Origin of the sequence: Bradyrhizobium sp. 23, from assembly GCF_023073295.1 — a bacterium.
Taxonomy (GTDB): domain Bacteria; phylum Pseudomonadota; class Alphaproteobacteria; order Rhizobiales; family Xanthobacteraceae; genus Bradyrhizobium; species Bradyrhizobium canariense_D.
Genome location: NZ_JADPJF010000005.1, coordinates 32203 through 37066, shown reverse-complemented (window position 1 = coordinate 37066; position 4864 = coordinate 32203). Strand labels below are relative to the sequence as shown.

Sequence of the window (4864 nt, the reverse complement as noted above, 5' to 3'; positions counted from 1 at the left end):
GTCGGCATCATATTCAAATGAATTGAAAGAGATCAGATGAAACATACTTTGCTGGCTTCCGTCGCCGTTGTGGCGTTGTTCGCTGCGACCGGCACTGCAATGGCTCAAGGCGTCAATCAGGGCGGCGCCAAGGGTGCGGAGTCCCCCGCTGCCGTTTCGCCGAAAGCCGAAACCGCGGCACCGATGAATGCGCCCACAGCAAAGGACGCCCCCACCGCGGCACCGCACGGCTCGCCGGCAGCGGCAACGCCGCAGCACGCACAGGGCGCGCCTGACGCAAAGCACTCCGGCGACGTCAAGGCCGATGGCAAGGCGAAGACCACGGAAACAATGGCCCCGGCCACCAGTTCGAAGCCGACTGCCGACAACAAGACGCCCGGCGAGATGAAGGCGAATGGGATGACCAAGGCGCCCGATTCGGCCACCACGTCGAAGGACGTGAAGACCCCGACCGCCGAGAGCAAGCCTTCGGCGCCCGAGGGCAAGACGACCGGCAATGCCGCTACCACGGCGGTCGCGGCGCCTCCCGCCGAAAAGCGTACCCAGATCACTTCGGCCATCAAGCAGGAGAAGGTCGAGGAAGTCACCAACGTGAACTTCAACATCTCGATCGGCACCACCGTCCCGGCAGGCGTTCGTTATCATGCGATCCCGAGCCGCATCGTCGAAATCTATCCGGAGTGGCGCGGATACGAGTTCATTCTGGTGCACGGCAGGTACGTCATTCTTCGTCCGCACACCCACGAGATCGTCTATATCATCGAGGGCTAAGCGAAATCCGACGGATGACGCGCAAACCGAAAGGGCGGCTTATGGCCGCCCTTTTGTCGTTCGGCCCCACGCGATCATGATGGGTTTCGCAAGGGCTCAATCCGCCCGAACGGCTGCATATCCATTCACCCCTCTCCCAAGCCGAGAATGAAGGTTTCAAGATCGGGCGCGAGTTCGTTTGTGTTCGGGAAATCGGCGAACATGTCGCCACCGTCCACCGGTTCATGCTCGTGATCCCAGTAGAAGACCTGGCCATAACTGTCCTCCTCCAGACTCAGCAGGAACAGGTCGCCGCCGGGATCGGGAGCGAAGGGGCAGCTCAGTCGGGGAATTCGATTCATGCCCCGATACACATCGTAATTGTCGATGACGCCGTAGCTGTCGGTCGGATGCGTCGTGAACAGCACGTCCAAAACGGTGCGGTCGTTGCGCCAAGGCAGCTCGACGCCGCAGCGGTCGAAGCCGCCGCCGTCCGATTGCGCCAGTAGCTCCTTGTAGGGCGCGGGCAACGGCGCACCGATGTGTTGCTCCAGCGCACGGATGGCGTTGGAGGGCGCCGGTGGCCGTCGGTCGTCCATGAGATCCAGATAGTTCATCGGCCTAACTTTGTGCCCCGTGGGTCATCAAAGCGCCCGCGCCAGTGAGCCAACCGCCTCACCACACAACCAGATTGGTGTGGCCGAATCCCTTGGCGTAGTGGAACACCGAGCCCGTATGCTTCAGACCATCGCTTCGGTATCTGCCACTGGACGTTTTCCGCCGTCCGGATCTCCCGAGCGAAGCGTCCGGCTTCCGGCAGAGAAAATGTCCTGCACCAACCCGAGCTTGCCGAGTCCCAAAATGATCAGGCCGTTGATGTCGATCTCGTACCAGGCGTGCGAAATGTAGGCGTCGCGCGGAAACCGGTGATGGTTGTTGTGCAGGCCTTCACCGAAAGTGAGGATCGTGGTCACGAACTCGTTGGTGGTGCCGTCGTCGAGATCGAAGCGGCGGTAGCCGTAGCGGCCGTCGCTGTGGCAGACCGAGTTGACCAGTGATGTCGCCATGGTCATGAGGTAACTGCGGAACAGGCCGGAGAACAGGATGCAGCCGGTCATCGTGTGCACGCCGCCAAACGCGTAGCCGATCGCGCCCGGAATAATCACTGCCGAGAGCGCGTACCAGTACCAGCGCGTCCTGGTGAAGAACATGGCGATCGGATCGGCCAGGATATCCTTGGCGTAGTATTCGGCATCCGTGGTGGCCTGGTCCCACACCCAGCCGCCTTGCGCATGCATCATCCCCTTGGCGAAGGTGACATAGGGGTTGCCGTCGCCGTCATAGTAAGGGCTGTGGACGTCGCCGGGCTTGTCGGAGTGAAGATGATGCCGGCGATGATTGCTCACCCATTTCAGGATCGAGCCCTGCACCGCCATGGTGGCGATGGCCGCGAACAGCGTCCGCATCACCGGACCGCACCGGAAGCTGCGGTGCACGAAGTAGCGGTGCATGAAGCCGATGCCGACCGTGGAAAGCGCGAACGTGCCGGCGAAGACCGAAACCTCCACCCAGCCGATGCCTTGCCAGAAGGCCCAGACCAGCGCCGCGATCGACCCACCGATCATGATGACGAAGGAGATGTAGGAATCGCGAAACTTGGCGTCGACCACGGGACCTTCGACCAGTACGCCCGGCGGCATTTTCCGCTCCGCAGCTTCCGCCGGCACCACGCTTTCGATTACGGTCATTCCAGCCGATCCATTCACACAAAATTAACCCTGCTGCGGCGCACAGTACAACCTCGGGTTATTTCCATCAAGGATTCGAGCTGCCGTGGGAGTACGGAGCGGCGACTTGAAAACAGGCGACCAGAGGAAAAAGAAGCCGGATTTCAAGGCCTGGTGACAGCGTTAACCAGGTACAAAGCCTCCGCAATGCACTCCCAGAAGACCGATGCCAGGACAAAGCAAGCGCCCCCTCCCTCGCCTTCGCAAGCTCCGGCGTAGCGCGCGATCGGTGCGAAAGACCTTCGCGCGCGCACCGCGGATGGTTCGGATCGCGGGCGGCGCGGCGATGCTGCTTGCGGTCCTCGTCCTCGTGAACATCGCCTATCAAACGGTGCGCAAGCCGACCGAGCTGTTCGTCCTAGTCGGCCATGCGCTCGACAAGGAGCCATCGGACACGTGGCGGCAATACGGGCCGCTGTTCCGCAAGCATTCCACCGCGACGATCACGCCGGAATTGCTGGCCGCGCTGGCGCAGGTCGAGACATCGGGCAATCCGCTCGCGCGCACCTACTGGCGCTGGCGATGGAGCTTCAATCCGCTCGCGATCTATCGGCCCGCATCGAGCGCCGTCGGCCTCTTCCAGATGCTGGACGCAGCCTATGCTGACGCCGCGCGGTTCTGCGTTCGTGGCAACGCGGTCACGGAGGCCGGCTGCGGCTCGACCTTCCTCTATAGCCGCGCGATTCCGAGCCACGCCATCGAGCTGGCATCGGTGTATCTCGACCGCAATCTCGCCGATGTTCTCGCCCGCGCGGGCGATGTGAAGGCGAGTGCACGCGAGAGGCAGGATCTCGCCGCCTTCATCCATCTCTGCGGCGCAGGCCCCGCAACGGCCTTCGCACGCCGCAAGTTTCAAATGGCCGCCGACGAACGCTGCGGCGATCACCTCGTCGCGAGCTATGTCGCCAGGGTCAACGCGATGAAGCGGCAGTTTGTGCGGCTCGCCGCGGAGGACGGCGACTAGCAAAGGGGCGTAGCCCGGATGAGCGAAGCGACATCCGGGAATGCTGCGGCAACGTCCCGGATATCGCTTCGCTCATCCGGGCTACAGGAGCCAATCAATTCCGCGTCCGTCGGTGGCCTTCACCACCAGTACGGCCAGCGCCATCCCTCGTAGCGGACATATGACGATACCAAGGGCGGGCCGTAGGGATCGACCCGGTCGTCTTCCGGGCGATAACGATAGCGTGGAACGATATTGTAATCCCACGGCGTCGGCCGGAGCACGGGGACATCCACCCTCAGCCGTTGTTCATCCACCACTCGCGCCTTCCGCGCCCGGGCTTCGGCATCCGATATCCCGAGATTGCACAGCACCAGGGCGGTTCCGAGCGCACACGCGACAGTCGTGATCTTCATGCGTTGGTCTCCTTCCCCCAAGAGTGCAAAAGGACGTCAAGCAAGGCAAGCGAATTTGCGATCAAGCTTTGCCGGAATGACCGATGCCGGCCGCCCCGCCGTCATTGCGAGCGGAGCGGAGCAATCCAGACTGTCGACCGCGGCCCCTACTCCCGCGCGCGCCGCACCGCCTCCGTCAGCTTCATCCTCTGCTTGTCCCACCGGCTCTGCTCCGTCTCGGCACGCTCCTCGAGCGCCGCGCGCTCAGCTTCGATCGCCTCCGCCCGCGATTCGTGCTGCCGCCTCGCGTCGTCCAGCGCCGCCTGCGCGTTCGCGACCGCCCTGTCGCGGCGCGCGCGCTCCTTGGCGCGAGCGGCCTCCTCCTTGCGGCGCTCGGCTTCCCGCTGCCGCTCTTCCTTCTCGAACGCCGCGGCGGCCTTGCGCGCCTGTTGATCGTCGACCTTGCGGGATGGTTGCTTTGCAGCCTTCGCCGGAAGCTTTCTCGGCTTGGACTTCGCTTTGGGCTTGGCTTTGCGGTTCGGCCTGGCCTCGTCGTCAGCGAGATCGGTTGGCAACTCGGAATGCTCGGTGAACGGGCCGTCCGATCCGACCGGGCGCCGGAGCACCACGCCCGGCTTCTCCATCGTTGCCGCGACGATGTCGGGGTCGTCGGTCTCCTTCGCGGCGCCCTGATGGAACAGATTGGACCTGGCGCCCCAGGCGTCCAGTGCCGCCTTCATCGAGGGCGCGGCGATCGCCTGGTCGTAGAAGCCGAGCGAGGTCTGGTAGGTCTTGAGTTTTCTTTTTGGTTTTGCTTTTTTCGGCATGTCGCTCCGCAGCTGGCAAGCCACCAGCTTCCTGCGGCGCCATTATGCCATACTGCCCCTGTTTTGCCCGACGAGTCAAATTCGATTCGGTATCGCCGAAGTCGATACCGGGCGCGGAGGCCCAATACCAACGTTTTCGGATTTCCAACACACTGAAATCCC

At 63.1% G+C, this 4864-nt stretch carries 6 protein-coding genes; 2 read left to right on the top strand and 4 right to left on the bottom strand.

Annotated elements, in window-relative coordinates:
* Positions 1-36: 36 nt before the first annotated feature.
* Positions 37-771 carry a DUF1236 domain-containing protein gene (locus IVB32_RS01025; protein WP_247370985.1) on the top strand — a complete coding sequence of 245 codons (735 nt, stop codon included), beginning with the start codon at positions 37-39 and terminating at the stop codon, positions 769-771.
* A 125-nt stretch (positions 772-896) separates the two neighbouring features.
* Here IVB32_RS01025 and IVB32_RS01020 read toward each other — a convergent pair whose 3' ends face one another.
* Together IVB32_RS01020 and IVB32_RS01015 are read right to left on the bottom strand one after the other, a co-directional pair.
* Entirely contained in the window at positions 897-1367 is a 471-nt protein-coding gene (locus IVB32_RS01020; protein WP_018454516.1) for an SMI1/KNR4 family protein, read from the bottom strand.
* Positions 1368-1490: 123 nt separating this feature from the next.
* Positions 1491-2498, bottom strand: coding sequence for an acyl-CoA desaturase (locus IVB32_RS01015; protein WP_018454517.1), 1008 nt, complete (start codon positions 2496-2498; stop codon positions 1491-1493).
* A gap of 205 nt (positions 2499-2703) precedes the next feature.
* On the opposite strand from IVB32_RS01015, the gene IVB32_RS01010 reads away from it, so the two are divergent.
* The gene (locus IVB32_RS01010) at positions 2704-3501 is read left to right on the top strand and encodes a transglycosylase SLT domain-containing protein (protein WP_247370978.1); all 798 of its coding nucleotides are present in this window, start codon (positions 2704-2706) and stop codon (positions 3499-3501) included.
* Between the two features lie 119 nt (positions 3502-3620).
* On the opposite strand, the gene IVB32_RS01005 is transcribed toward IVB32_RS01010, so the two are convergent.
* Positions 3621-3896, bottom strand: a complete 276-nt coding sequence (locus IVB32_RS01005) for a hypothetical protein (RefSeq protein ID WP_247370975.1) — start codon at positions 3894-3896, stop codon at positions 3621-3623.
* 146 nt (positions 3897-4042) lie between these two features.
* Entirely contained in the window at positions 4043-4702 is a 660-nt protein-coding gene (locus IVB32_RS01000; RefSeq protein WP_247370972.1) for a cell envelope biogenesis protein TolA, read from the bottom strand.
* Positions 4703-4864: the final 162 nt, after the last annotated feature.

Coding starts and splice junctions, on each gene's coding strand:
- IVB32_RS01020 (WP_018454516.1), bottom strand. CDS start 1,367: ATGAACTATCTGGATCTCATGGACGACCGACGGCCACCGGCGCCCTCC.
- IVB32_RS01000 (WP_247370972.1), bottom strand. CDS start 4,702: ATGCCGAAAAAAGCAAAACCAAAAAGAAAACTCAAGACCTACCAGACC.
- IVB32_RS01005 (WP_247370975.1), bottom strand. CDS start 3,896: ATGAAGATCACGACTGTCGCGTGTGCGCTCGGAACCGCCCTGGTGCTG.
- IVB32_RS01025 (WP_247370985.1), top strand. CDS start 37: ATGAAACATACTTTGCTGGCTTCCGTCGCCGTTGTGGCGTTGTTCGCT.
- IVB32_RS01015 (WP_018454517.1), bottom strand. CDS start 2,498: ATGACCGTAATCGAAAGCGTGGTGCCGGCGGAAGCTGCGGAGCGGAAA.
- IVB32_RS01010 (WP_247370978.1), top strand. CDS start 2,704: ATGCCAGGACAAAGCAAGCGCCCCCTCCCTCGCCTTCGCAAGCTCCGG.